The 2,199-nt window shown below is 67.7% G+C and carries 1 protein-coding gene and 3 pseudogenes; 3 read left to right on the top strand and 1 reads right to left on the bottom strand.

Features of this window, described 5'->3' with window-relative positions; translation table 11 throughout:
• From MA879_RS12210 to MA879_RS12200, 3 genes and pseudogenes are all read left to right on the top strand, one after another.
• Nucleotides 1-127 (top strand): annotated as a pseudogene (locus MA879_RS12210) (IS3-like element ISTesp3 family transposase); the annotation flags it as partial.
• Nucleotides 128-180: 53 nt separating this feature from the next.
• The gene (locus tag MA879_RS12205) at nucleotides 181-1,623 is read left to right on the top strand and encodes an IS30 family transposase (RefSeq protein ID WP_470365351.1); all 1,443 of its coding nucleotides are present in this window, start codon (nucleotides 181-183) and stop codon (nucleotides 1,621-1,623) included.
• A 4-nt stretch (nucleotides 1,624-1,627) separates the two neighbouring features.
• Nucleotides 1,628-1,933, top strand: a pseudogene (locus MA879_RS12200) (integrase core domain-containing protein); the annotation flags it as partial.
• 108 nt (nucleotides 1,934-2,041) lie between these two features.
• Here the strand turns inward: MA879_RS12200 and MA879_RS12195 are convergent.
• Nucleotides 2,042-2,199 (bottom strand): annotated as a pseudogene (locus MA879_RS12195) (IS5/IS1182 family transposase); the annotation flags it as partial.

Raw genomic sequence — 2,199 nt, 5'->3', positions numbered from 1 at the left:
CAAGCTCGCGGGCTGGCAGGTCGCCGACCACATGCGCACCGAACTCGTCGAGGACGCACTCCGCGCCGCGGCCCGCGACCGCGGCAGTCTCGCCGACGCCGTGTTTCACAGCGACCACGGCAGCGTCGGTGGATTCAATCGGTCGTCGCAACACCCCCAGAATCACTGGAGGCATGGGCGATGGCAAGCAAGGACTGGGCGAGGAAGATCAGTGACGTGCCCGAGGGCGCGCGTCGGCAGTGGAGAGCGGATCGGGCCTTGCGGGCCCCGATGCGCTCTCCTGGCAGGCCGCAGCCCTCACGGGAGGTCCAACGCCAGTTCTGGCGTGTGATCGCCACCGGTGTCACCACGGCCGAGGCATCCCTGACTGTGGGCGTGTCCTGGCCCGTCGGGGCGCGCTGGTTCCGTCACGCTGGCGGGATGACCCCGCTGTCCCTGGCCGAGCCCACCGGCCGGTACCTGTCCTTCGCTGAGCGTGAAGCGATCGCAATCCTCCATGCCCAGGGCCAGGGGGTCCGTCAGATCGCACGCACGCTGGGACGTGATCCCGGCACGATCAGCCGTGAGCTGCGCCGTAACTGCGCCACCCGCTCCGGGAGCAAGGAGTACCGGGCCACGGTGGCGCAGTGGAAGGCCCAGGAAGCTGCCAGGCGGCCCAAGCCGGCGAAGCTGGCCACGAACCAGCGGCTGCATGACTACGTCCAGGCACGCCTGAACGGGGTGGTCCTGGGCCCCGATGGCGTGGCCGTGCCAGGACCGGTCGGGCCCGGTTTCAAGGGGCGGAAGATGAAACCGCGCCGGGCGGACCGGCGGTGGTCCACGGCGTGGAGCCCGGAGCAGATCAGCCACCGGCTGCGCCTGGAGTTCCCGGATGATGAGTCCATGCGGATCTCTCATGAAGCGATCTATCAGTCCCTGTTCATCCAGGGGCGTGGGGCGCTCACGCGTGAACTCGTCGCGTGCCTGCGTACCGGGCGGGCCCTGCGCGAGCCGCGGGCACGTACCCGGAACAAGCCCCAGGGCCACGTCACCGAGGATGTGGTGTTCAGCAAGCGCCCACCCGAGGCCGCTGATCGTGCTGTGCCCGGGCACTGGGAAGGGGACCTGATCATCGGGACCGAGCGTTCAGCGATCGGGACTCTGGCCGAGCGCAAGAGCCGGGCCACGATCCTGGTCCACTTGCCCCGCCTGCAGGGATGGGGTGAGCGGCCGCCGGTGAAGAACGGGCCGTCGCTGGGTGGGTACGGGGCCGAGGCGATGACCGCGGCCCTGATCAAGGCGATGGCGACGGTGCCGGAGCAGCTGCGTCAGAGCCTGACGTGGGACCGGGGCAAGGAGCTGGCCGGGCATGTCCAGTTCACGATGGCCACGGGCACGAAGGTGTTCTTCGCTGACCCCCACTCGCCGTGGCAGCGGCCGACGAATGAGAACACGAACGGGGTGCTGCGGCAGTACTTCCCCAAGGGCACGGACCTGTCGAGATGGTCGGCCCAGGACCTCGCAGCAGTCGCGTACACGCTGAACAACAGGCCCAGGAAGGTCCTGGACTGGAAGACTCCCGCGGAGGTCTTCGCCGAGCAGCTACGCTCGCTCACGACGCACGGTGTTGCAACGACCGGTTGAACCCGCCGTCTACTGCTCGAAGGCCTACGCGGCCCTCTGCGAGCAGCTCACCGTCGTCCAGTCCATGGGTGCGGTGGGCACGAGTGCCGACAACTCACTCGCGGAGAGTTTCAACGCCGCGCTCAAGCGGGAGCTTCTCGAGGGCCGGGCCGCATTTCCAGATCAGGCCACGGCCTACCGGGCCGTGTTCCGATGGGCGAACCGCTACAACACCCGCCGACGCCACTCCACGATCGGCCAGGTGAGCCCAAATAGCTACGAGAACGCCTACGACGCCGCGAGGTCAGCTACCCTCACGGAAGCGGCATAACCGAACCGACACCGTGTCCACGATCAAGGGTCAAGGCCCAGGCCACCCATGAGCACCGCGACACTCAGCACCAAGACTCCCGATAAGTCTGCCGCCGTGCCCGCGCTCCTAGGGCATGTCTGACAATCGTTTTGACCATGCGAGCACAGCATTCAGGACCACAGCGGCCCTGTAGATGATCGCGTACTTGTCATACCGGGTCGCCAGACCCCGCCACTGCTTCAGGTGAGCGTACTGACGCTCGATGACGTTGCGGCCCTTGTAGG

The sequence above is a fragment of the Micrococcus lacusdianchii genome (assembly GCF_023155805.1).
Taxonomy (GTDB): domain Bacteria; phylum Actinomycetota; class Actinomycetes; order Actinomycetales; family Micrococcaceae; genus Micrococcus; species Micrococcus lacusdianchii.
This window is presented reverse-complemented; position numbering and strand designations above follow the sequence as displayed.

Bases quoted from the DNA above. Each gene is read 5' to 3' on its own strand.
- MA879_RS12205 (WP_470365351.1), top strand. From the start codon at position 181: ATGGCAAGCAAGGACTGGGCGAGGAAGATCAGTGACGTGCCCGAGGGC.